Origin of the sequence: Maricaulis maris MCS10 (assembly GCF_000014745.1) — a bacterium.
Lineage (GTDB): Bacteria > Pseudomonadota > Alphaproteobacteria > Caulobacterales > Maricaulaceae > Maricaulis > Maricaulis maris_A.
This window is the reverse complement of the sequence record NC_008347.1, coordinates 1,974,700-1,995,000: the sequence shown is the minus strand read 5'-3', so window position 1 is coordinate 1,995,000 and position 20,301 is coordinate 1,974,700. Positions and strand designations below refer to the sequence as shown.

Below are 20,301 nucleotides of genomic sequence, written 5' to 3'. Positions count from 1 at the left end.
ATGGAGTACTGCGAGGCAGACACACTGCGGGTGCTAAGGTCCGTAGTGAAGAGGGAAACAGCCCTGACCGCCAGCTAAGGTCCCTAAGTTATCACTAAGTGGGAAACGATGTGGGAGTGCTTAGACAACCAGGAGGTTGGCTTAGAAGCAGCCATCCTTTAAAGAAAGCGTAACAGCTCACTGGTCAAGCGCTCCTGCGCGGAAAATGTAACGGGGCTTAAGTGATACACCGAAGCTGCGGATTCGATCTTTGATCGAGTGGTAGCGGAGCGTTCCGTAGGCCGATGAAGGTGGACCCGCGAGGGCCGCTGGAGGTATCGGAAGTGAGAATGCTGACATGAGTAGCGATAAAGAGTGTGAGAGACACTCTCGCCGAAAGTCCAAGGGTTCCTGCGCAATGCTAATCAGCGCAGGGTTAGTCGGCCCCTAAGGCGAGGCAGAAATGCGTAGTCGATGGGAAGCAGGTTAATATTCCTGCACCAGTGGGTAGTGACGGATCTCGTGTGTCGTCAGTCCTTATCGGATTGAACTGGCGGCGAAGAGGTCCCTGGAAATAGCTCCCACATTAGACCGTACCCCAAACCGACACAGGTGGACTGGTAGAGCATACCAAGGCGCTTGAGAGAACTATGCTGAAGGAACTCGGCAAATTGCTCCCGTAAGTTCGCGAGAAGGGAGCCTCTGCATTGGGCAACCAGTGTGGAGGGGCACAGACCAGGGGGTGGCGACTGTTTACTAAAAACACAGGGCTCTGCGAAGTCGCAAGACGACGTATAGGGTCTGACGCCTGCCCGGTGCCGGAAGGTTAAAAGGAGGAGTGAGAGCTCCGAATTGAAGCCCCGGTAAACGGCGGCCGTAACTATAACGGTCCTAAGGTAGCGAAATTCCTTGTCGGGTAAGTTCCGACCTGCACGAATGGCGTAACGACTTCCCCGCTGTCTCCAGCATAGACTCAGCGAAATTGAATTCTCCGTGAAGATGCGGAGTTCCCGCGGTCAGACGGAAAGACCCCGTGCACCTTTACTACAGCTTGACAGTGGTATTAGCGATTATTTGTGTAGGATAGGCGGGAGTCTATGAAACCAGGGCGCCAGTTCTGGTGGAGACATCCTTGAAATACCGCCCTGATGATTGTTGATATCTAACCGCGGCCCATGAACCTGGGTCCGGGACCCTGTCTGGTGGGTAGTTTGACTGGGGCGGTCGCCTCCCAAAGAGTAACGGAGGCGCGCGATGGTGGGCTCAGAGCGGTCGGAAATCGCTCGTTGAGTGCAATGGCATAAGCCCGCCTGACTGTGAGACTGACAGGTCGAGCAGAGTCGAAAGACGGCCATAGTGATCCGGTGGTCCCGCATGGAAGGGCCATCGCTCAACGGATAAAAGGTACGCCGGGGATAACAGGCTGATGATGCCCAAGAGTCCATATCGACGGCATTGTTTGGCACCTCGATGTCGGCTCATCGCATCCTGGGGCTGGAGCAGGTCCCAAGGGTTTGGCTGTTCGCCAATTAAAGCGGTACGTGAGCTGGGTTTAGAACGTCGTGAGACAGTTCGGTCCCTATCTGCCGTGGGTGTCGGAAAATTGAGAGGAGCTGCCCCTAGTACGAGAGGACCGGGGTGGACGTATCTCTGGTGGACCTGTTGTTGCGCCAGCAGCATAGCAGGGTAGCTATATACGGAAGGGATAACCGCTGAATGCATCTAAGCGGGAAGCCCCCCTCAAAACCAGTTTTCCCTTGAGAGTCGTGGAAGACCACCACGTTGATAGGCCAGATGTGGAAGTGCGGTGACGCATGAAGCTGACTGGTACTAATTACTCGATTGTCTTGATCTTGAAGATGCTCATGTCCGGCGAACGCTTCGTCGAACAAAGCAACACCTCAATAAATCAGAATGTCTCTTCTTTCCTCGGATCTGTCGCGCTGACCGGGTGGTTATTGCAGGGGGACCGCACACGTTCCCATCCCGAACACGACCGTTAAGACCCCGAGCGCCGATGGTACTGCATCTTAAGGTGTGGGAGAGTAGGTCGCTGCCCGGTCTGCACGATAGATCCAACAGGAAATCCTCCACAAATCTCAAATACAAAACGCCCCCGAGCCAACCAGGCCGGGGGCGTCTTGCTGTCTGAAACTGGCCGGGCGCCGGCCTGTCCGGCACCCCGAACAAGAGCAACCCAATCCGCGCAAAGCCCGGCCCGCCCTAATGGAAATCCCGTGAACGCTGCAGGGCCACGGCACGGCGGGCGGCCGTGTCGGCTTGTCGATTGTGACCGAGGGGCCGCGGATCGGCTTCGGTCCCGGCCCGGAAGTCGTCGCCATGCAACAGGCTGCGGTCGTTCCAGCCATCACCGTCATCCTGAAGCGAGTCGATCCGCCAGCTTTCATCGATCAGGGTCTCGGCGATGATGTGGATCACCCGGCCTTCGCGTTGCAGCCGGCCCTTTACGCGCAGCAGGCGGGCGCCGATGACGGTGCGACGAAAGCGTTCGAAGACCTTGCCCCAGACGATCAGGTTGGCCACCCCGGTTTCGTCTTCCAGGGTGACGAAGACGATTCCGCTCGCCGAGCCGGGCCGCTGACGGATCAGGACCAGGCCGGCGAGATCGATCTGGCTGCCATTGGGCAGGGTCTTCAGGGCGCGTGCCTCAACCAGGCCGCGTTCGGACAGCGCCTGCCGGAAGAAGCCCAGCGGATGGCCTTTCAGGCTGAGGCCGAGGCTGCGATAGTCGCGATAGACCTGTTCGCTGGCCGGCATGTCGGGCAAGGGCGGAGGGGTTTCGCCGTTGGCGGTTTCGGCGCCTTCGCCGGCCGCGAAAAGAGGCAGGGCGGACGTTGCCAGACCGGCCGCTTGCCAGCTCGCCGCCCGTCGGTCCTGTCCGAGCGAGCGCATGGCGTCAGCATTGGCGAGCTGGTCGAGGGCGCGGCGCGACAGGGCGGCCCGCCGCATCAGGCTTTCCACGCAGATGAAGTGTCCGCCCGCCTGGCGCGCCACGACGATGCGCGCGGCGGCGGCGTCGGCAAGGCCCTTTACCTGACGCAGGCCCAGGCGCACCGCATACTGGTGTGCGCCCTTCCGGTTTGGTCTGACATCCGGCCCCGGCTCCGATCCCGCTTCCAGCGTACAGTCCCAGGCAGAGTGGTTGATATCGGGCGGGCGTATGTCGACGCCATGTTCGCGGGCATCGCGGACCAGCTGGGCCGGGGCGTAAAACCCCATGGGCTGGGCGTTCAGGATGGCGGTACAGAAGACGTCCGGGTAATGGCACTTCAGCCAGGCCGAGACATAGACGAGGAGGGCGAAGCTGGCAGCGTGGCTTTCCGGGAATCCGTATTCGCCAAATCCTTCGATCTGCTTGAAACAACGTTCGGCAAATTCCGGGGCATAACCGTTTTTGATCATGCCCTCCAGGAAGCGGTGACGGAATTCGTGGATAATGCCGGCATGACGGAAAGTTGCCATGGCCCGGCGCAACCCGTCCGCCTCGGCCGGCGTGAAGCCGGCCGCGACCACGGCAATCTTCATGGCCTGTTCCTGGAACAGGGGGACGCCCAGCGTGCGCCCGAGAACGGCCTTCAATTCGGGTGACGGGTAGTCGATTCTCTCGCGGCCCTCGCGGCGACGCAGATAGGGGTGGACCATGTCACCCTGGATCGGGCCGGGCCGGACGATGGCGACCTCGATGACCAGATCATAGAATTGGCGCGGTTTCAGCCGCGGCAGCATCGACATCTGGGCCCGGCTTTCGATCTGGAAAACGCCGACCGTGTCGGCCTCGCAGATCATGTCATAGACACGCGGATCCTCGTCCTGCAGGCTGGCCAGGCTTTCGCGACGGCCATAGGCCTCGCGCAGGAGCGCCAATGCCTTGGCGATGACGCTGAGCATGCCGAGGCCCAGCACATCGACCTTCATCAGGCCGAGGGTTTCGATATCGTCCTTGTCCCATTCGATCATGGTACGGTCGGCCATGGCGGCATTCATCACGGGAACGATGTCGTCGAGCCGGTCGCGGGTGATGACGAAGCCGCCGGGATGCTGGGACAGGTGGCGCGGAAAGCCGATCAGTTCGCGCACCAGACGCATGGCCAGCGCCAGGCGCTGCTCGTCCGGATCGAGGGCCATGGCCCGGATATCCGCCTCCGGCACGCCAGCGCTTGACCCGTGCCAGACGGCACGCGCCAGCGCATCGATCAGGTCCGGCGATAGCCCCATTGCCTTGCCGATGTCGCGGATTGCCCCCTTGCTGCGATAGGTGGTCACGGTGGCCGTCATGCCGGCTCGGTGGCGACCGTATTTGCCGTAAATGTACTGGATCACCTCCTCGCGACGTTCATGCTCGAAATCAACGTCGATATCAGGCGGTTCATTGCGTTCGGCCGAGACAAAGCGCTCGAACAGAAGGTCGATCCGGGCTGGATCCACCGAGGTGATGCCGAGGCAGTAGCAGATGGTGGAATTGGCCGCCGACCCGCGTCCCTGACAGAGAATGCCGCGGCTGCGGGCATGGCGGACGATGTCGTAGACGGTGAGAAAATAGGGCGCGTAGTCGAGTTGCCTGATCAGGGTGAGTTCATACTCGATCGCCGCGGCGACCTTGTCGGGAATGCCGTCGGGATAGCGCCAGACCGCCTTTTCCCGGCTCAGCCGGGTCAGGGTCTGCATGGCTGTCTCGCCGGGCTCCATGATTTCGTCGGGATATTGGTAGGCGATCTCGTCGAGGGAAAAGCGCAGGCGTCGGGCCAGATGCATTGTATTGGCCACGGCTTCGGGATGGGCGGCAAACAGCCGCGCCATTTCGGCCGGCGGTTTGAGATGGCGTTCGGCATGGGCCTCCAGCCTGAAACCGGCGGTGTCGATCGTGGTTTTTTCGCGAATGCAGGTCAGGGCATCCTGCAGGGCCCGTCTCTCCGGCGTGTGGTAGAGCGCGTCCGTTGTGGCGATGAGCGGCAGGCCGGTCTGTCCGGCAAACCCGGTCAGCCGGAAGACACGCGCCCCGTCCTGCCCGTCGAACCGTTGTGCCAGGGCCAGATGGCAGGCCCCGTCCGGGGCCGCGGCGCAGAAATGGCGGGCCGTGTCCTGCCAGTCCGGACCCGGATCGGCCGGGGGCAGGAGAATGAAGACCTGGCCTTCGGCATGGTCAAGAACATCCTCGAGGCCCAGATCGCACTTGCCTTTCACGGTCCGGCGCTTGCCCAGGGTCAGCAGGCGGGACAGGCGTGCATAGGCGGCCCGGTCGCGGGGATAGGTCGCGAGTTCGAACCCGCAGCGTGTGACCAGGCGTGTGCCGATGCACAGCGTCATGCCGGCTTTCTTTGCTGCCTTGTGCGCCCGGACCACGCCGGCAAGGGAGTTGCGGTCGCAAAGACCGATGGCTGCAAGACCCAGCGCCTTGGCAGCCAGCACCATTTCATCGGGATGGGATGCGCCGCGCAGGAAGGAAAAATTGCTGGCGGCGACAAGCTCGGCATAGGTTTCGCTCATCTTGCCCTCCTCATGACACGCCGTGGACGAACCAGCAGGGAACGTCCGTCTCCCGCCCGTACAGTCCGGCGCGATAGAGCCAGAAGCGGTGGCCTTCGGCTGTCTCGACATGGAAATAGTCGCGGCTCAGCAATGGCTGACCCGACCGGGCGGGGCGCCACCATTCCGGTGCGATGCGTTCGGGGCCTTCCGCGTGGGCGATGCGATGCCGGACCCGGCGCCAGACGAAGACCCGCGGTGGTCCGTCCGGCACTTCCGCCAACGCTTCGACCGGTTCGGGCCGGTCGAGCAGGAGGAGGGGGCGTTTGAGGGGCAGGCCCGGGCTGGTTGTCACATATATGTCCTGTGCATGATCGGCCGTGCGCCAGCCGCTGGCCCGTTCGGGGGACCAGCTTTCCCGGCTGGCCGCTCGGCGCACACCGGTTTCGCCCAGTCGCAAGCGCAGCCGGTCGACAAGGTGACTGGTTGCTTCCTCACCCGGCGTGCCGTCGAGGCGGGCCTGACGGGCCGTGAACGCGGCGGTGGAGGGAGCGGTAAGGTGCAAGGCTTCGACACCGAGGCCGAAATCGGCTTCCAGCCGGTCGAGGCTTTCACCGAGCAGGCGGATGATGTGGCCGCTGTCCCGTTCCGCCGCAGCCGTACCGATGGCCACCCGGACGGCTCGCCCGTTGCTGCCGACGAGGCTCAGGACCAGGCGCCTTGCCCCCCGCCCGGCGTTGGTAAGCTGGTCGCAGACAGGGCCGACAAGATGGGGCAGGGCGGTTTTTATGGGATCAAGACCCGGGACTGGCTCGGCGAAGCGCAGGCTGGAGCGAAAGGCGCGGGCCGGTCGAATGGGGTCGAGCGGTTCGCTTTCCTGCCCGCGTGCCTGGTCGAGCCGACGCGGCAGGTCGAGGCCGAAACGGCGAGCCAGGGCCGCGCGTGGCTGTTGCAGGAGCAGGCCGGCACGGGTGAGACCCAGCGCCCGCAGGCGCGAACTGACCCCTTCGGCCAGACGCAAGGCTTCCACCGGCAGGGCGGCCAGGCGATCGGCGGCCGTATCGGGATCGATACACAGCGGCCGGTTGCGGCTGTCCGGGTCGAAACGGGCCGCTCCCCAGGCCAGACCGATTGTCGGTGCTGCGGCGAGCCGCACGCTGAACCCCAGCTCGGCAAACCCCTCCATCATGGCATCCAGCAGGGCCGTCTCGCCGCCGAACAGGCGGGTGCAGCCGGTGATGTCGAGGATGAGGCCGTCCAGGCCCGGCCCTGCCGGATCAGGTGCAACGACCGGTGACCAACGGCCCGACCACCGGGCCAGCGCGGTGAGTGCCCGGATGTCCCCCCGGTCATCGGCCGGAGCGGTGACCAGGGCGGGCACGCGGGCGCGGGCATCGGTCAGGGTCAGGCCCGGCGTCAGGCCAAGGCGGGCGGCGGTGCGGTTGACGGCATGCAGCCGCTGTCCGCCGGCGCCGCGGATGACAAGTGCCAGGGCGTCGTCATCCGGCGATCCGCTCTGCCCCTGCCGGCGTGTGTTGCGGTCGTGACGTTGGCTCGGCCACCAGGGCAGGCAGGCGGAAACATAGCGCTTCATCATTCCACTCGATCGTAAAACCGGCCTCCCGGCCGTTTCGCCCCCGTTCCCGACAGACCTGCCAGCGCCGGGCTCCCGGTGCAGGCAGGCCGCGAGCCCCGGTCCAGGGCGCGGCCGGTCCGGGCGCGGCGGCAATGCGCCAGCGCTGCCGGGCGGCACTGGGGGCGATATCGTCGAAAGGGCGCAGGAGCAGCACGGCGGTGTCGTGTTTCTCCGCTGCCAGTTGCAGCCGGCGACTGGGCGTGAGGCCGTAGGCATGACCACTGCCGGTCTCGCCGACAATCGCGGCCAGTTCCGGCGCCCGGGCGCCTTCCTCCATGGCCCAGAGCACGCCAGCCTGATCGCGGGCCAGGGCCAGCAGGATGCGGGAGGGATCGATGCCCCATTGCTGCAGGCCGTGCGGGTAGGGATCGCCGAAATCCTGCCGTGGATCGGCCCGGCGACGGCACCACAGGATCGGCCCCTGTCGCTGATGGCTGGCCATCACCGACATGCCGGCCAGAATGCACAGCGAGGCCGGCGTGTCGAAATAGGTTTGCGGGCGCAGCTCGACGACCTGGCCCGGCCGGGCGCAGGGCAGGTTCGGCCCGTCTTCCGCGCCGGCCTGGCCCGGGTGGCCGGGCTTGGCCGGATCAAGGGTCGCCAGACGCTGGCGCAGGGCGCTGAGAGAGAGGGTTTCAGGACGGGGGGGAGACATCATGTTCTCATTTTGTTCTCACAAAATGAGGGAGTCAAGCGACGCTATCGCCGGGTGACAGGACGCAAGACGACCTTCTGTCTGCCGCTCGACACGGGCCATGACGGCAGCGCCGAGGCTGTACCGGGCAAGGCCCCTGGCGCAGGCGAGATGATGTAAGTGAAAATCCTGGTGCCGGCTGAGGGACTCGAACCCCCGACCCCCTGATTACAAATCAGGTGCTCTACCAGCTGAGCTAAGCCGGCATCCAGAAACGGTCTGATACGCGGGCGGGCGCGTTGCGACAAGTGTTTGCTGCAATTGCGCCCGCCTCAATGTCGGTTGGGCTGGTCAGTCCTTGACGGCGACCTTGTCCAGGGCGGTCAGGATGAGGGCCATGACGATAAAGCCGACCAGGTTGTGTGAGGCGTCCAGCAACAGAAGCATGATGGGTTGCAGGGCATAGATGATGTCATAGGCCATGGTTGTGACCACGAAGCCGGCCCACAGGAAGAGCGCCCATTTGACCGCACTCGTCATGCCGTCCGCCTTGAGCGCTTTCAGCGCGTAACTGAGGAAACCGGCAAATATGATCGACAGCGCGAAGCCTGCTGCCATGGCCGGGCCGGCCACGGCCTCGGCCGCCGCCAGGTCGGCATCGGTGAAGCCCCAAAGACCGATCCACAACTGGGCGAAAAGGACCCCATAGAAAACAAATCCAACCATCCACAACGCAAATCCGGCCACCAGCACGGCAAGCGGATTCAATCCCAAAATTCGCGGCATTTCCTGTTTCCTCCCCAAGGCAGGGCTTGTATGTCTCGCCCTGCAAGGCGATGCCTTGAAGACTCGCCTTTCACGCGAACACATTACTCCGAAATCCGCGCAAGAGAAGAATTCCGATTATGGCCCGTATACTGATCACCAGCGCTCTGCCCTACATCAATGGCGTCAAGCATCTGGGCAATCTGGCCGGGTCGATGCTGCCGGCTGATGTCTATGCGCGCTTTCAGCGCCTGCGTGGCCATGACGTGCTCTATGTCTGTGCCACGGACGAGCACGGTACGCCGGCCGAGCTGGCGGCCGATGCGGCGGGCATGGATGTGCGCGCCTATTGCGACGAGCAGCACGATATCCAGAAGCGCTCCGGTGAAGGGTTTTCGCTGAGCTATGATTATTTCGGTCGCACCTCGAACGCGCCCAATATCCGCCTGACCCAGCATTTTGCCCAGGTGCTGGAAGAGAAGGGGCTGATTGCCGAGCGGGTCGAGGAGCAGGTTTTCTCGATCGATGATGATCGTTTCCTGCCGGATCGCTATGTCGAGGGGACGTGCCCGCATTGCGGCTTCGAGCGCGCGCGCGGCGACCAGTGCGACAATTGCGGGCGCCTGCTCGAGCCGACCGATCTGAAGGAGCCTTATTCCAAAATCTCCGGATCCAAGAATCTGGAAGTGCGTGAGACCAAGCACCTGCACCTGGTGCAGACGCAGATGGAAACAAAGATCCGCGACTGGGTCGATGCCTCGACTGAATGGCCGAGCCTGGCCAAGTCGATCGCCTATAAATGGCTCGATGAGGGACTACGCGACCGTTCGATCACGCGCGACCTGAAATGGGGCGTGCCGGTGGCGCAGGACGGCACCCCGCGTGAGGGCTTCGAAGGCAAGGTCTTCTATGTCTGGTTCGATGCGCCGATCGGCTATATCGGCGCCACTGTCGAGTGGGCCGAAGCCGGCGGCGGTGACTGGGAGAGCTGGTGGCGCACCGACAAGGGCGCCGACGACGTCACCTATGTCCAGTTCATGGGCAAGGACAATGTCGCCTTCCACACCGTTTCCTTCCCGGCCACCATCCTTGGCTCGGAAGAACCCTGGAAGACGGTCGACAAGCTGAAGGCCTTCAACTGGCTGACCTGGTATGGCGGCAAGTTTTCGACCTCGGAAAAGCGCGGCGTTTTCATGGACCAGGCGCTCGACATTCTGCCGGGCGACTACTGGCGCTGGTATCTCACCGCGAACGCGCCGGAAGGCTCGGACGCGGCTTTCACCTGGGAGCATTTCCAGGGGCTGATCAATTCGGACCTCGCCAATGTGCTGGGCAATTTCGTCAACCGGATCACCAAATACACCGTCTCCAAATTTGACGGCACGCTACCGTCGGCGGGAACGCCCGGCGAAAACGAGGCCTGGATGGCCGCCGAGCTGGACCAGCGCCTGCCGGCGCTCGTCGCCAATATGGAAGCAATGGAGTTCCGCAAGGCGGCTGCCGAAGTCCGCGCCATCTGGGCTGCCGGCAATGAGTATCTCACCAAGGCCGAGCCTTGGGTGAAGTACAAGTCGGACGTCGATGCGGCCGCAGTCGGGGTGCGGACCGGGCTCAATCTGGTCGCCCTGTTCGGCATTCTCGCCCAGCCTTTCATCCCGGAAGCGGCGAGCAAGATTCTTGACGCGCTCGGTGTGCCGGACGACCGCCGCAGCTGGGAATTCGACGGCCCGGCCAGCGCGCTGCTTGACGCCTTGCCACATGGCATGGCGATCACGCCGCCGGCCGTTCTCTTTGCCAAGATCGAAGATGCCCAGGTCGCGGAATGGACCGAGCGTTTTGGCGGCGCGCCGGAAGCTTAGGTGACCGTGGTCCCTATTCGCCTGCTGCAGGCGGAAAAGTCCATTGATGTCTTGCCGGGACTTCGCCTCGGTCCATCCGGTTCGTCAAGGCGCCAGCCCGCTTCGCGGCACCGAAGGTGGCCTTGACGAACCGGATGGACCGAGGCCCACTGGCTGACAAGAAAACAATGAGGGAGAGGGCGCGTTTGCGCCCTCGGTGGACGCGATGAAGCTGATGGTTTCGGTAATGGCCTGCCTCGTAGCCTGTACGGCGTGTGACAGCACGACATCCGAGCAGGTTGATGGTATCGTGGAGTATTTTGATGCCGGCAGCATCGTGCCGGTTCAGACCGAGATCCCCGATTTCACCGGCATTCCCGACTGGCGCCCGGTTAATCCTGCTGACCTCCTTCTGCTTGAAGTCGGGGACGGCCTCATCGCCATCGAGCTTGCCGACTGGGTCGCGCCCAACCACGCCAATCGCATGCGCCAGGCCGCTCGCGACGGCTTCTTCGACGGGCGCAGCTTCTATCGCGTGATCGATGGTTTCGTTGCCCAGGGCGGGCGCGGTGAGGAAGCGGACTCGGTCGAGCTGCCGCAATACCCGACGCTGGCCGGTGAATTCACGGTCGCGGCTTCGTCGGTGACCTTCACGCCCATGATCGATGACGACCTCTACGCACCGCAAGTTGGTCATGTCGCCGGTTTCCCGGCCGCCACGAATGAGGCGGGTGATGAAGTCTGGCCGATCCATTGTCCCGGCACGGTGGCCATGGCCCGCGACAATGATCCCGACAGCGGCGACGTGGAATTTTACATCGTGATCGGGCAGGGACCCCGCCATCTCGACCGCATCATGACGGTCTTTGGCCGGGTGATTGACGGGATGGAGCATGTCCAGGCGTTGCGCCGCGGCGACCCGGCGGTGAATTCCGGTGTGATCGCCGACACGGGAGCTCGTGACATCATTGTGTCAGCAAGGATCGCCTCGGACCTTCCCGAGGATGACAGACCGGCTTATGAGGTCATGCGAACGGACGGTCAGGCCTTTCACGACGCCAAGGAAGGCCGCCGCAACCGGACGCATGACTTCTTTTTCGAAACGCCACCGCCGGTGATCGAGGCCTGTCACTTGCCCGGCCCGGTGCGCATCGCTCAAACGCAACTGGATGATTGAATTGCCGACCCGCTACGCCCCTGCCGACATTGTGAAGATCGCGATGGATTGTGAAGACCTGGACGCGCTGGCCGCGCCGCTCGAATTTGCGTCGACTGCCAATGACCCGTGGATGGTCAATGCCGGCATTCTGGCCATCGGCCATGCGGCGCGGCGGTTCAAGGCCTATCCGGCGGCGCTGAAAGACACGCTGTGGGCCCGCATCCATGACTTCCCGCAGGCTGAACAATTGCGTCCGGCCTGCCTGGCCGCCCAGGAAGACATCCGTCACTTCAAGGCGAAACCGGTCTGATCAGCCCCAGTCGCGACGGCTGAGCCAGACAATGGCGAGGGCGAAGACGATCACGCCGCCAATCCCGCCCATCAGGATGGCGAGGTCTCCGCGTCCGCTCTCCGAGGCCAGCACATTGACCGGCATCAGCCAGGGGAAATAGAGGCCCTTCTCGGCGCTTGTCGCGGCCACGGCCACGAAAGTCCCGCCGATGCCGACCGAGACCGGCGCGGCAAAGCTGCGAAACCGCATCGCCATCGTCCACTGGATCGCCATCACCAGAAGTCCGGCAATGAACATCTTGCCGTAGAGCTCGAAGGCGAGGGCCGGGTCGAACCCGCCTTCCATCACGGCATCCTCGCCCAATTGCAGGCCGATCATGGCGCTGGCATAGCCGGCCGCGGCGACGGCAGCGGACACAATCGCCATCAAGCCGAGGCTGACCAGTGCCTTGGCGAGGAAGACCTGCCAGCGCGGGACCGGCAGCGCCAGCGTGTGCGACCAGGTGCCCGGGCCGTGTTCCAGTTGTGCGATCAGGGCGGTGATACCGATGACGCTCATCGGCAGCAGGAAAAAGGCCCAGATGGCCGAGCCGGCCATGGTGTGCATGGCCCAGTTTTCCGGCGCATTGCCGCTGGCCACGACAAGCACGCCCAGGGCGAAGACCATGACCGGTGGGGTGGCCGCGACCAGCAGCACCAGCGAGCGACGCAATTTGGTGGCTTCGGCTATCAGGATATTGATCATGTCCGGGCCTCCCCGTGGCCGGTGAGGGTCATGAAGGTCGTCTCCAGGTCGGCACGGTCGAGGGTCAGTTGGCTGACCTGGCATCCAGCAGCGTGCAGCGCCGCATTGAGCGCGGCGACCCGCTCGGCGGTGATCGCTTCCGGGTCGGTCAGGGTGAATTGGTCCTTGTCGCGGATGACGCCGGCAAAGCCGCTCGCGGTCATCACCTCGTGTGCCGTGTCGGCGGGAGTGGCGGTGACCAGCAGGCGGGGGGCCTGTTGTTCGGACAGGGCAGCAAGAGTGCCGTCAAAGACGACGCGCCCTTGCTGCAGAAGGCCGACATGGCTGGCCAGTTGTTCGACTTCCGACAGCAAGTGGCTCGACATGAAAATGGTGGCGCCTGTCCGTTCGGGCAGGGCGCGGATAAGGGCGCGCATGTCGCGAATTCCGGCCGGGTCGAGCCCGTTGGTCGGTTCATCCAGGATCAAGAGGCGAGGCTCGGCGAGAAGCGCGCGAGCCAGACCCATGCGCTGTTTCATGCCCAGTGAGTATTGGCCAACCCGGCGATCGGCCGCGTCGCGCATGTCGACCAGCTCCAGCGCCCGGTCGATCAGGGCAGGCGGGGCATCGAGCATGCGCCGTGTGATGTCGAGATTTTCCCGACCGGTCAGATTGGGAAACAGCGCCGGTGTCTCAATCACGGCGCCAACACTCGCTAGCGCCTTGCGGCGACTTTGCCTGAGATCATGACCGTCGATCAGCACACGCCCGGACTGCGGCGTCAGAAGTCCCATGGCGCAGCGGATCGCGGTCGTCTTGCCCGCCCCGTTCGGGCCAAGAAAGCCATAGATCGCACCGGCGGGAATCGCCAGGTCGACGGCATCGAGCGCGGTCAGTTTGCCGTAGCGCAGGGTCACGCCCTGCAGGGAGAGAACGGTGTCTGTCATGCCGGACAGTAGACGGTCTGGCGCACGACAGAGGCAAGGCTGCGCTGCCGTCAGGCGTACGGGATTGTGGATATCGCCGTCCCCCGTCTGGCGCCGGAGCGGGTATCCATTGACCTTTGCTCGCGAGCTGGGTCGAATGGCGTCAACTCAATGAGGGGAACTCGATCATGAAACGCCAATTGATGACGGCCGCCGCCGCTCTTGCGCTCACCCTGTCTGCTCAGCCTGCTGCGCTGGCATACCAGGACGTGGCGGGTGATGACGCCCTGCGCACCGCGATCGCTGCCGACTATGAAACCCACCTGGAAGATCTCTACCAGCACTTCCATGCCAATCCGGAACTGTCCTTCCGGGAGGTCGAAACGGCCGCCCGCCTCGCCAGCGAGCTGAGGACATTGGGTTTCGAGGTGACAGAAGGCGTCGGCCAGACCGGCATTGTTGCCGTGATGGAGAATGGCGACGGGCCAACCCTCATGCTGCGCGCCGACATGGATGGTCTGCCCGTGCCCGAACAGACCGGGCTGGACTACGCCTCCCAGGTTACCGGAACGGATCTTCGCGGTGTCGAGAACCCGGTCATGCATGCCTGCGCGCACGATACCCACATGACCGCCCTGGTGGGTGCCGCACGTCAGCTGGTCGAGCGGACCGATGAGTGGTCCGGCACACTGGTGCTGATCGGCCAGCCGGCCGAGGAGTTGGGCGAGGGCGCCGTGGCAATGATCGAGGACGGCCTGTTCGAACGCTTTCCGCTGCCCGACTTCAATGTCTCCTTCCACACCTTCTCTGCCATCCCGACCGGCACCATCACCTATGTGCCGGGCTTTGCCATGGCCAATGTCGATTCGGTCGACATCCATGTGCAGGGACGTGGTGGCCACGGTGCCTATCCGCACACCACGAAGGATCCGATCTATCTGGCCTCGCAGATTGTCGTGTCGTTGCAGTCCCTGGTCTCGCGGGAAGTCTCCCCGCTCGAACCGGCCGTTGTGACGGTCGGTGCCTTCAATGCCGGCACCAAGCACAACATCATCTCCGACGGTGCACACCTGCAGCTGACAGTCCGTTCCTATACCGACGAGGTGCGTGAGCAGCTCCTCACCGGGATCCAGCGCATCGCGGCGAACCAGGCGGCCTCCTACGGTTTGACACCGGAGGAATATCCGCGCGTCGAGATCGAGGAGACCTACACGCCGGCCCTGTTCAACAATCCGGATCTGGCGGCCCGCGCCGTTGAAACCATGCGCGGCCGATTCGGCGCCGAGGCCGTCGTCGAGGCCTCGCCTGTGATGGGCGGCGAGGATTTCTCGCGCTATCATCGCACCGAGCACAATATCCCGACCTTCATGTTCTGGGTCGGCGGCACGACCCAGGCAACGCTGGACGATTACACTGCCCGTGGTCTGGTTCCGCCGTCCAACCACTCGCCCTTCTTTGCGCCGGACGACCCGGAAGGTTCGATCACGCAGGCCACCGAGGCGATGGCCGCGGTCGCGCTCGACATTCTCGCGCCGAGTGGCTCTGAATAGGGTCATGGGCACGGGGACGCAGCGCAGCTTTACCGGCGCCAGCTGGGAAAAACAGGTCGGATATTGCCGCGCGATCCGGCGTGGCGATCTGGTCTGGGTTACCGGCACGGTGTCGCTTGACGACGACGGTCAGCCCTTTGCGGTCGGCGATCCGGAAGGCCAGGCGCGCCGTTGCCTGGACATCATCGCCAAGGCCCTGGCCGAAGTCGGCGCTTCGATGAGCGATGTCGTGCGGACGCGGATGTTCGTCACCGATATCGACCATTGGGAGGCCTTCGGCCGGGCCCATGGTGACGTGTTCCGCGATCACCCGCCCGCAACCACCATGGTCGAGATATCGCGCTTCATCGGTCCGCAATTCCTGATCGAGATTGAGGCGGACGCGTGTGTGGAAGCCGGATGACATTCGCATAGCCTGACCGGGAGCAGGACAGACATGACCGAACTGACACTCTATCACTGCCCGAAAACGCGCGGCTTTCACGCTTTGTGGATGCTGGAGGAGATCGGCGAACCCTTCGAAGTCCGCATCGTCAATATCCGCGATGACATCCAGTCCGAGGCCTATGGTGCGGTCAATCCGATGCGCAAGGTGCCAGCGCTCGATGTCGGCGGTGAGCTGATTACCGAAAGCCCGGCCATCTGCGCCTGGCTGGCCGACCGCTACCCGGAAAAGGGGCTGGCCCCCGCCATCGATGCAACCGGTCGCGGCAGCTATCTGCGATGGCTGTTTTTCACCGGATCGGTGATCGAGCCGTCCTTCATCGACAAGGCCATGTCACGCGAGACACCGCGCCAGATGGCTGGTTGGGGCGACCTGGCTTCGGTCAAGGCGACACTGGCGGATGCGCTGGACGGTCGCGATTTCCTGGTCGGTGACAAGTTCACTGCCGCCGACCTGATGATCGGGTCGACGCTGAACTTCATGATGAATTTCAACCTGCTCGAGCGGGTCGAGCCGTTCGCCGGCTATGTCGGCCAGCTGGTCGAACGCCCGGCCTACAAGCGCGCCATGGCGCGTGAGGCCGCCTTTGCGGGGTGACCTGTTTGCGCGCCGATCATCGCACGGGTAGGTTCGCGGCAATAATTGAGGGGAAGTTTCATGTCATTGATTTCAGCGGATAATCATTTGGCGGTCATGGCGAGCCTTTTCGCCATTGCGGCGGCTGGCTTCCTGATTGAAAAAACTCGTATCGGCGCGCTGCTGACCGGTGCCGTCTGGGCGATTTTTCTGGCGATCATTGCGTCGAATATCGGCCTGATACCGTCCACCGCGCCAGCCTATGATTTTGTCTGGACCTATTTCGTTCCCGTATTGATTCCGCTCTTCCTGATGAAGGCTGACCTCAAGAAGATCTTTTTCGAGACAACGCGAATGGCGGGGGCCTTCCTGCTGGCTGCGGTTGGAACCGTAGTCGGCGCGATCATCGCGTTTTCGCTGATCGATATCGGGGACTATGCGGCCGGTACCGAAGCGGCGACGCTGGGCACACGGCAAGCTGCGGCGGTAGGGGCCTTTACGGCCACCTATATCGGCGGCTCCGTCAATTACGGTGCGTTGATGTCATCTACCGGTCTGGGTGCCGCAGACCCAAGTTGGGCTTCGGCGATGACAGCGGTCGACAATCTGTATTCCGGTTTCTTCCTGGCGCTGCTCGCCTTGATGCCTGGATGGGCTTGGTTGGCCAAGCGTTTCAAGCCTATCGATCATAGCGAGGGCGATGACGAGGTCGAGGAGGCCCGGCCAATCACTGCGGCGTCGCTTTGTTTGTCGGCTGCCTATGCGTTGATTGTCGTCGCGATTGGTTCGGCCCTGGCGGATCAGCTCGACGCCATTTGGGACGACGCTGGCCGGAAGTGGAAATTTGCTATCATTTCCGTCCTGGCGCTCATTCCGGCCACAGCCTTTCCAAAGACAATTGGTGGGCTTCGTGGCGGCTATGAGATGGGAATTGCCTTGAGCTTTGTGTTCTTCGCCATGATTGCGGCGGGCGCGGACGTGATTTCTCTGCTCCAGCAGGCGCCAGTCCTGTTTGGGCTGATCGGGATCATGTTGGCGGTTCATGCGGTGATTGTGTTCGGCGTCGGCAGCGTGCTTCGCTTGTCACTGCCGGAATTAATCACGGCGTCCAATGCCGCAATTTTGGGAGCGACAACCGCGCCTGCGCTGGCTGCCGCGAAAGGTTGGAAGGATCTTGTCACGCCTGGCGTATTGGTCGGCGTTCTGGGCTATGCGATCGGAACGCCGATAGCCACCCTGGTTTTCGAGCTTTGGCCGGGCTGATCGGTTCGCCGAGAATCGCCCTGCATTTTGCCGAACTTACGGACCTGTCATGTTCCGGACAGTGCCCGGCATGTCCGGGGTGCCTATCGTCCGGTCAATCATGCATCCGATCAGGCCGCGACCTGCATCAAGGGATGAAGCCACCAGGAGGGACGCCCCATGACCAAACCGATCTTGCTTGCTACCAGCGCCGCAATTGCCGGCATCGCCCTGTTCTCGATGACAGCCGGCGCCAGCCTGCAGGCCAATGACGTTGGCAACTATGACGCAGAGCGTCTGGAGATCGAGAATTTCGTGGGCCGGATTGAAATCCGCACGGGTTCGTCGGACGCCATTTCGGTTTCGATGACCAATACCGGCGGTCTTGTCGACGATCCGTCCGTGTCGCATTCCGGTTCGACCGTGCGCATCGATGGCGGGCTGCGCCTGCGCAATACCAATTGCAGCACCCGCAACAACACGATGAGCATCGGCCTCAATCGCGGCCGTCGTCACAGCATTGATGAGTATCCCAGCCTTGTGATCACCGCGCCGGCTTCGCTGGCGCTTGGCCTGGACGACAGTGCCTATGTGGGCACGGCGGGTGATCTGGGCAGTGCGGACCTGTCAATGAACAGCTGTGGGCGTCTTGATGTCGGCGATATTGCCGGCGAGGCGCGTATGGCGATCAATGGTTCCGGCGACATCACCACCGGTGCCATCGGCGCAGCCGCGCATATCAGTATCAATGGGTCCGGCGATATCGAGACCGGCACGATCGGTCGCGAAGTCAGTGTTTCCATCAATGGTTCAGGAGATGTGCTGACCGACGATGTGAACGGCGATGCCGACGTCAGCATCAATGGGTCCGGCGATGTCGAATTCGGTCAGGTGGCCGGGCTCGCGGTCGGTATTTCCGGTTCCGGTGATGTCGAGGCCGCCAGCATGAATGGCGCCTTCTCGGCCCGCATCAATGGGTCTGGCGATATTGCGGTTCGTGATGGCCGCGCCCAGCCTTTCGAGGCCTATATCGGTGGCTCCGGTGATATTTCCTTCGGTGGCACGGCCGTCGACCTGGTCGTGCGCGAGAATGGCGGCGGCGACGTGTCGATTTCCGAGATCGAAGGCAGCGTCAACTGGACCCGCAATGGCCGGACCGTCCTGCGCGTCGGCGACGCCAACTAGCCAAGACACTGAAAGCATCCGGCCCCACAGCCTCCCGCAGGAGGGTCGGATCAAGCGGATGGCGTCTCGTCTCTGACGGGGCGCCATTTTGCTGCCTCGTAAAGCGCAATGGCCGCTGCGTTGGAGACGTTCAGGCTTTCGACGGTATCGGTCATCGGGATGCGCACGAGCTGGTCGCAGCACTCGGCCACGCGCTGGCGCAAGCCCTTGTCCTCCGACCCCATCACCAGGACCAGGCCGGGCCCCCAGCCCTTGCCGTCCGGGGCGGCGAGGGCCGTTGCGAGGTCGAGTTCGGCCTCTCCGGCCAGTCCCAGCACATGCCGGCCGGCCTTGCTGAACTCCAGCAGCGTGTCGGCGATATTGGTCACCCGCACATGGGCGACGCGCTCGGCCGCGCCGACCGCGCTCTTGCACACCGTACCGAACAGCGGCGGGGCCTTGCGGTCCTGCATGATGACGGCACGGATCCCGAACGCCGCCGCCGAGCGCAGCACGGCGCCGACATTGTGTGGATCGGTGATCTGGTCGAGCACCAGAAGGGCACCATGGGTCGGGTCGATCACGCCATTGACGGATTCGGAGGGCAGGGCCCGGGCCCGGGCAGCGAAGCCCTGGTGCACGGCGCCTTCCGGCAGCGCATTGTCGATGACCTTGGGTTCGACCTGTTGGTGATCGGTACCGTCGGGCAGGTCCCGAGCGGCATTGCGGGTGACCTTCAGTTCGAGGATTTCGCGGCGCTTGTTGGCCACTGCGGCGAGCACTGCGTGGCGGCCCCAGATCCAGCCTGAATCCCCTGTGCCAGCAGGCTTGGAGCGGCGGCTGTAATCGGGGCGTTTGGAGGTGTTGCGCATGGGAGTCTTCGTCACTATAGTCCGCGCTCCTGTTTTGGGGCGGTCGCTTGATTTGCCGAGGCATAACATGCCTCTCCGCAAGCTGAGACTGTTTCTTGCAGGTTTCCGAAAGGCCGGTTAAGTCGCGGCCTGAAGGCACCCTGTGGAGGGGTGGTCGAGTGGTTAAAGGCACCAGACTGTAAATCTGGCCGCGAGAGCGTACGTTGGTTCGAATCCAACCCCCTCCACCACCCTTCGCCCTGCGGGCTTCGGGTGGCACGCCACCCGCAGCGCGCACCCGGGGCGAAGAGGTGCTCTCCGAAGCCTTGGCGAAGGATAGCGAATACGCCGCCGCGAGCTTTTCCCGAACTTTCATGCCGTGAATTCCGGACGTCCTCCTCGTGCAAGCTCAGTCTATGGTGGCAGACCGCAGTTTATCGCTACGAACACCTTTATGGTTTGCCGTCTGGATTTGCTCGTTGTAATTGTGTGCAATGCGAACGAGGCATCGCCGTGCACGACGTCTACCTCATTGAAAGCTCGGTGGCGGGCGAACGTTATACGGGTTGCACGTCGGACTTGAAGGCACGACTGGCTCGACACAATGCTGGCGGATCGCCACATACCGCGAAATTTCGACCCTGGAAGCTGGTGAGCTATCTCGCATTTCAAAGCAAAGGTGCTGCCTACGCGTTCGAGCGGTACCTCAAGACCGGCTCCGGTAAGGCGTTCGCGAACAAGCGGTTGTGGTAGTCTCACGGCAGTCCGCTTCGCAGACGCTCCGATGGACCGGCCCGCGACCGCGCGGGCAAGCCCGTATGGTTCGACGTTGGTTCGTCCCTTCCGCTAGACCTTTGTCTTGATCGTCCAGAAGATTATTGGGATCGCGTCGATCGGCCTCGCCTTCAGACGCTTTAAACAAATTTGCGCTAGGCTTTCCTTTCGAGTTGGGAGGGAAATCCGTCATGCTGCGACGGTACTGGCCGGCAGATAGCACCGATCAGCACATGGACATCGCGTCGCGTCGATCATTGTCG

General features: G+C 63.1%; 16 protein-coding genes, 2 tRNA genes and 2 rRNA genes (1 of these 20 only partly in view). 12 read left to right on the top strand and 8 right to left on the bottom strand.

The window, feature by feature from the left end; translation table 11 throughout:
- Both MMAR10_RS09505 and rrf read left to right on the top strand, forming a co-directional pair.
- Window positions 1–1,834, top strand: a 23S ribosomal RNA gene (locus MMAR10_RS09505) (it extends 904 nt beyond the left edge of the window).
- Between the two features lie 92 nt (window positions 1,835–1,926).
- Window positions 1,927–2,041: ribosomal RNA gene (gene rrf / locus MMAR10_RS09500) — 5S ribosomal RNA — on the top strand.
- A gap of 161 nt (window positions 2,042–2,202) precedes the next feature.
- Here the strand turns inward: rrf and MMAR10_RS09495 are convergent.
- From MMAR10_RS09495 to MMAR10_RS09475, 5 genes are all read right to left on the bottom strand, one after another.
- A complete protein-coding gene (locus MMAR10_RS09495) occupies window positions 2,203–5,484 on the bottom strand; it encodes an error-prone DNA polymerase (protein WP_011643768.1) in 3,282 nt (1,093 codons plus the stop codon).
- 10 nt (window positions 5,485–5,494) lie between these two features.
- Complete coding sequence (locus MMAR10_RS09490) at window positions 5,495–7,060, bottom strand: DNA polymerase Y family protein (protein ID WP_150099753.1); 1,566 nt, start codon at window positions 7,058–7,060, stop codon at window positions 5,495–5,497.
- Window positions 6,963–7,757, bottom strand: coding sequence for an ImuA family protein (locus tag MMAR10_RS16210; RefSeq protein ID WP_049755705.1), 795 nt, complete (start codon window positions 7,755–7,757; stop codon window positions 6,963–6,965). Before MMAR10_RS16210 ends, MMAR10_RS09490 begins: the two co-directional genes overlap by 98 nt.
- Window positions 7,758–7,923: 166 nt before the next feature.
- Window positions 7,924–7,999: transfer RNA gene (locus MMAR10_RS09480), tRNA-Thr, on the bottom strand.
- An 85-nt stretch (window positions 8,000–8,084) separates the two neighbouring features.
- Entirely contained in the window at window positions 8,085–8,519 is a 435-nt protein-coding gene (locus MMAR10_RS09475) for a DUF1761 domain-containing protein (protein ID WP_011643765.1), read from the bottom strand.
- Between the two features lie 119 nt (window positions 8,520–8,638).
- On the opposite strand from MMAR10_RS09475, the gene metG reads away from it, so the two are divergent.
- The 3 genes from metG to MMAR10_RS09460 all read left to right on the top strand — a co-directional run bounded on the left by metG (window position 8,639) and on the right by MMAR10_RS09460 (window position 11,805).
- Window positions 8,639–10,357 carry a methionine--tRNA ligase gene (metG, locus tag MMAR10_RS09470; RefSeq protein WP_011643764.1) on the top strand — a complete coding sequence of 573 codons (1,719 nt, stop codon included), beginning with the start codon at window positions 8,639–8,641 and terminating at the stop codon, window positions 10,355–10,357.
- A 205-nt stretch (window positions 10,358–10,562) separates the two neighbouring features.
- Window positions 10,563–11,513, top strand: coding sequence for a peptidylprolyl isomerase (locus tag MMAR10_RS09465; RefSeq protein WP_011643763.1), 951 nt, complete (start codon window positions 10,563–10,565; stop codon window positions 11,511–11,513).
- Entirely contained in the window at window positions 11,506–11,805 is a 300-nt protein-coding gene (locus MMAR10_RS09460) for a hypothetical protein (protein WP_011643762.1), read from the top strand. The genes MMAR10_RS09465 and MMAR10_RS09460 overlap by 8 nt, the downstream gene beginning before the upstream one ends.
- On the opposite strand, the gene MMAR10_RS09455 is transcribed toward MMAR10_RS09460, so the two are convergent.
- Entirely contained in the window at window positions 11,806–12,531 is a 726-nt protein-coding gene (locus MMAR10_RS09455; RefSeq protein ID WP_011643761.1) for an ABC transporter permease, read from the bottom strand.
- Window positions 12,528–13,457 carry an ABC transporter ATP-binding protein gene (locus MMAR10_RS09450; RefSeq protein ID WP_011643760.1) on the bottom strand — a complete coding sequence of 310 codons (930 nt, stop codon included), beginning with the start codon at window positions 13,455–13,457 and terminating at the stop codon, window positions 12,528–12,530. The genes MMAR10_RS09455 and MMAR10_RS09450 overlap by 4 nt, the downstream gene beginning before the upstream one ends.
- Before the next feature lie 167 nt (window positions 13,458–13,624).
- Between MMAR10_RS09450 and MMAR10_RS09445 the strand changes: the two genes are divergently transcribed.
- The 5 genes from MMAR10_RS09445 (at window position 13,625) to MMAR10_RS16205 (ending at window position 18,434) form a co-directional block, all read left to right on the top strand.
- Window positions 13,625–14,986 (top strand): M20 metallopeptidase family protein, encoded by a 1,362-nt coding sequence (locus MMAR10_RS09445; protein ID WP_011643759.1) that lies wholly within the window; start codon window positions 13,625–13,627, stop codon window positions 14,984–14,986.
- Window positions 14,987–14,990: 4 nt separating this feature from the next.
- Entirely contained in the window at window positions 14,991–15,389 is a 399-nt protein-coding gene (locus MMAR10_RS09440) for a RidA family protein (protein ID WP_011643758.1), read from the top strand.
- 33 nt (window positions 15,390–15,422) lie between these two features.
- The gene (locus MMAR10_RS09435) at window positions 15,423–16,028 is read left to right on the top strand and encodes a glutathione S-transferase family protein (protein ID WP_011643757.1); all 606 of its coding nucleotides are present in this window, start codon (window positions 15,423–15,425) and stop codon (window positions 16,026–16,028) included.
- A gap of 60 nt (window positions 16,029–16,088) precedes the next feature.
- A complete protein-coding gene (locus MMAR10_RS09430; RefSeq protein WP_011643756.1) occupies window positions 16,089–17,270 on the top strand; it encodes a DUF819 domain-containing protein in 1,182 nt (393 codons plus the stop codon).
- Between the two features lie 159 nt (window positions 17,271–17,429).
- On the top strand, window positions 17,430–18,434 hold the full coding sequence (locus tag MMAR10_RS16205; protein ID WP_011643755.1) for a GIN domain-containing protein: 1,005 nt from the start codon (window positions 17,430–17,432) through the stop codon (window positions 18,432–18,434).
- A 50-nt stretch (window positions 18,435–18,484) separates the two neighbouring features.
- Here MMAR10_RS16205 and rlmB read toward each other — a convergent pair whose 3' ends face one another.
- Window positions 18,485–19,285 carry a 23S rRNA (guanosine(2251)-2'-O)-methyltransferase RlmB gene (rlmB, locus tag MMAR10_RS09420; RefSeq protein ID WP_150099751.1) on the bottom strand — a complete coding sequence of 267 codons (801 nt, stop codon included), beginning with the start codon at window positions 19,283–19,285 and terminating at the stop codon, window positions 18,485–18,487.
- 144 nt (window positions 19,286–19,429) lie between these two features.
- Between rlmB and MMAR10_RS09415 the strand changes: the two genes are divergently transcribed.
- Window positions 19,430–19,515 (top strand) — tRNA-Tyr (locus MMAR10_RS09415).
- 262 nt (window positions 19,516–19,777) lie between these two features.
- Window positions 19,778–20,017, top strand: coding sequence for a GIY-YIG nuclease family protein (locus tag MMAR10_RS17295; RefSeq protein ID WP_011643753.1), 240 nt, complete (start codon window positions 19,778–19,780; stop codon window positions 20,015–20,017).
- The last annotated feature ends 284 nt before the right edge of the window (window positions 20,018–20,301 follow it).

Coding starts and splice junctions, on each gene's coding strand:
- MMAR10_RS09495 (WP_011643768.1), bottom strand. CDS start 5,484: ATGAGCGAAACCTATGCCGAGCTTGTCGCCGCCAGCAATTTTTCCTTC.
- MMAR10_RS09490 (WP_150099753.1), bottom strand. CDS start 7,060: ATGATGAAGCGCTATGTTTCCGCCTGCCTGCCCTGGTGGCCGAGCCAA.
- MMAR10_RS16210 (WP_049755705.1), bottom strand. CDS start 7,757: ATGATGTCTCCCCCCCGTCCTGAAACCCTCTCTCTCAGCGCCCTGCGC.
- MMAR10_RS09475 (WP_011643765.1), bottom strand. CDS start 8,519: ATGCCGCGAATTTTGGGATTGAATCCGCTTGCCGTGCTGGTGGCCGGA.
- metG (WP_011643764.1), top strand. CDS start 8,639: ATGGCCCGTATACTGATCACCAGCGCTCTGCCCTACATCAATGGCGTC.
- MMAR10_RS09465 (WP_011643763.1), top strand. CDS start 10,563: ATGAAGCTGATGGTTTCGGTAATGGCCTGCCTCGTAGCCTGTACGGCG.
- MMAR10_RS09460 (WP_011643762.1), top strand. CDS start 11,506: ATGATTGAATTGCCGACCCGCTACGCCCCTGCCGACATTGTGAAGATC.
- MMAR10_RS09455 (WP_011643761.1), bottom strand. CDS start 12,531: ATGATCAATATCCTGATAGCCGAAGCCACCAAATTGCGTCGCTCGCTG.
- MMAR10_RS09450 (WP_011643760.1), bottom strand. CDS start 13,457: ATGACAGACACCGTTCTCTCCCTGCAGGGCGTGACCCTGCGCTACGGC.
- MMAR10_RS09445 (WP_011643759.1), top strand. CDS start 13,625: ATGAAACGCCAATTGATGACGGCCGCCGCCGCTCTTGCGCTCACCCTG.
- MMAR10_RS09440 (WP_011643758.1), top strand. CDS start 14,991: ATGGGCACGGGGACGCAGCGCAGCTTTACCGGCGCCAGCTGGGAAAAA.
- MMAR10_RS09435 (WP_011643757.1), top strand. CDS start 15,423: ATGACCGAACTGACACTCTATCACTGCCCGAAAACGCGCGGCTTTCAC.
- MMAR10_RS09430 (WP_011643756.1), top strand. CDS start 16,089: ATGTCATTGATTTCAGCGGATAATCATTTGGCGGTCATGGCGAGCCTT.
- MMAR10_RS16205 (WP_011643755.1), top strand. CDS start 17,430: ATGACCAAACCGATCTTGCTTGCTACCAGCGCCGCAATTGCCGGCATC.
- rlmB (WP_150099751.1), bottom strand. CDS start 19,285: ATGCGCAACACCTCCAAACGCCCCGATTACAGCCGCCGCTCCAAGCCT.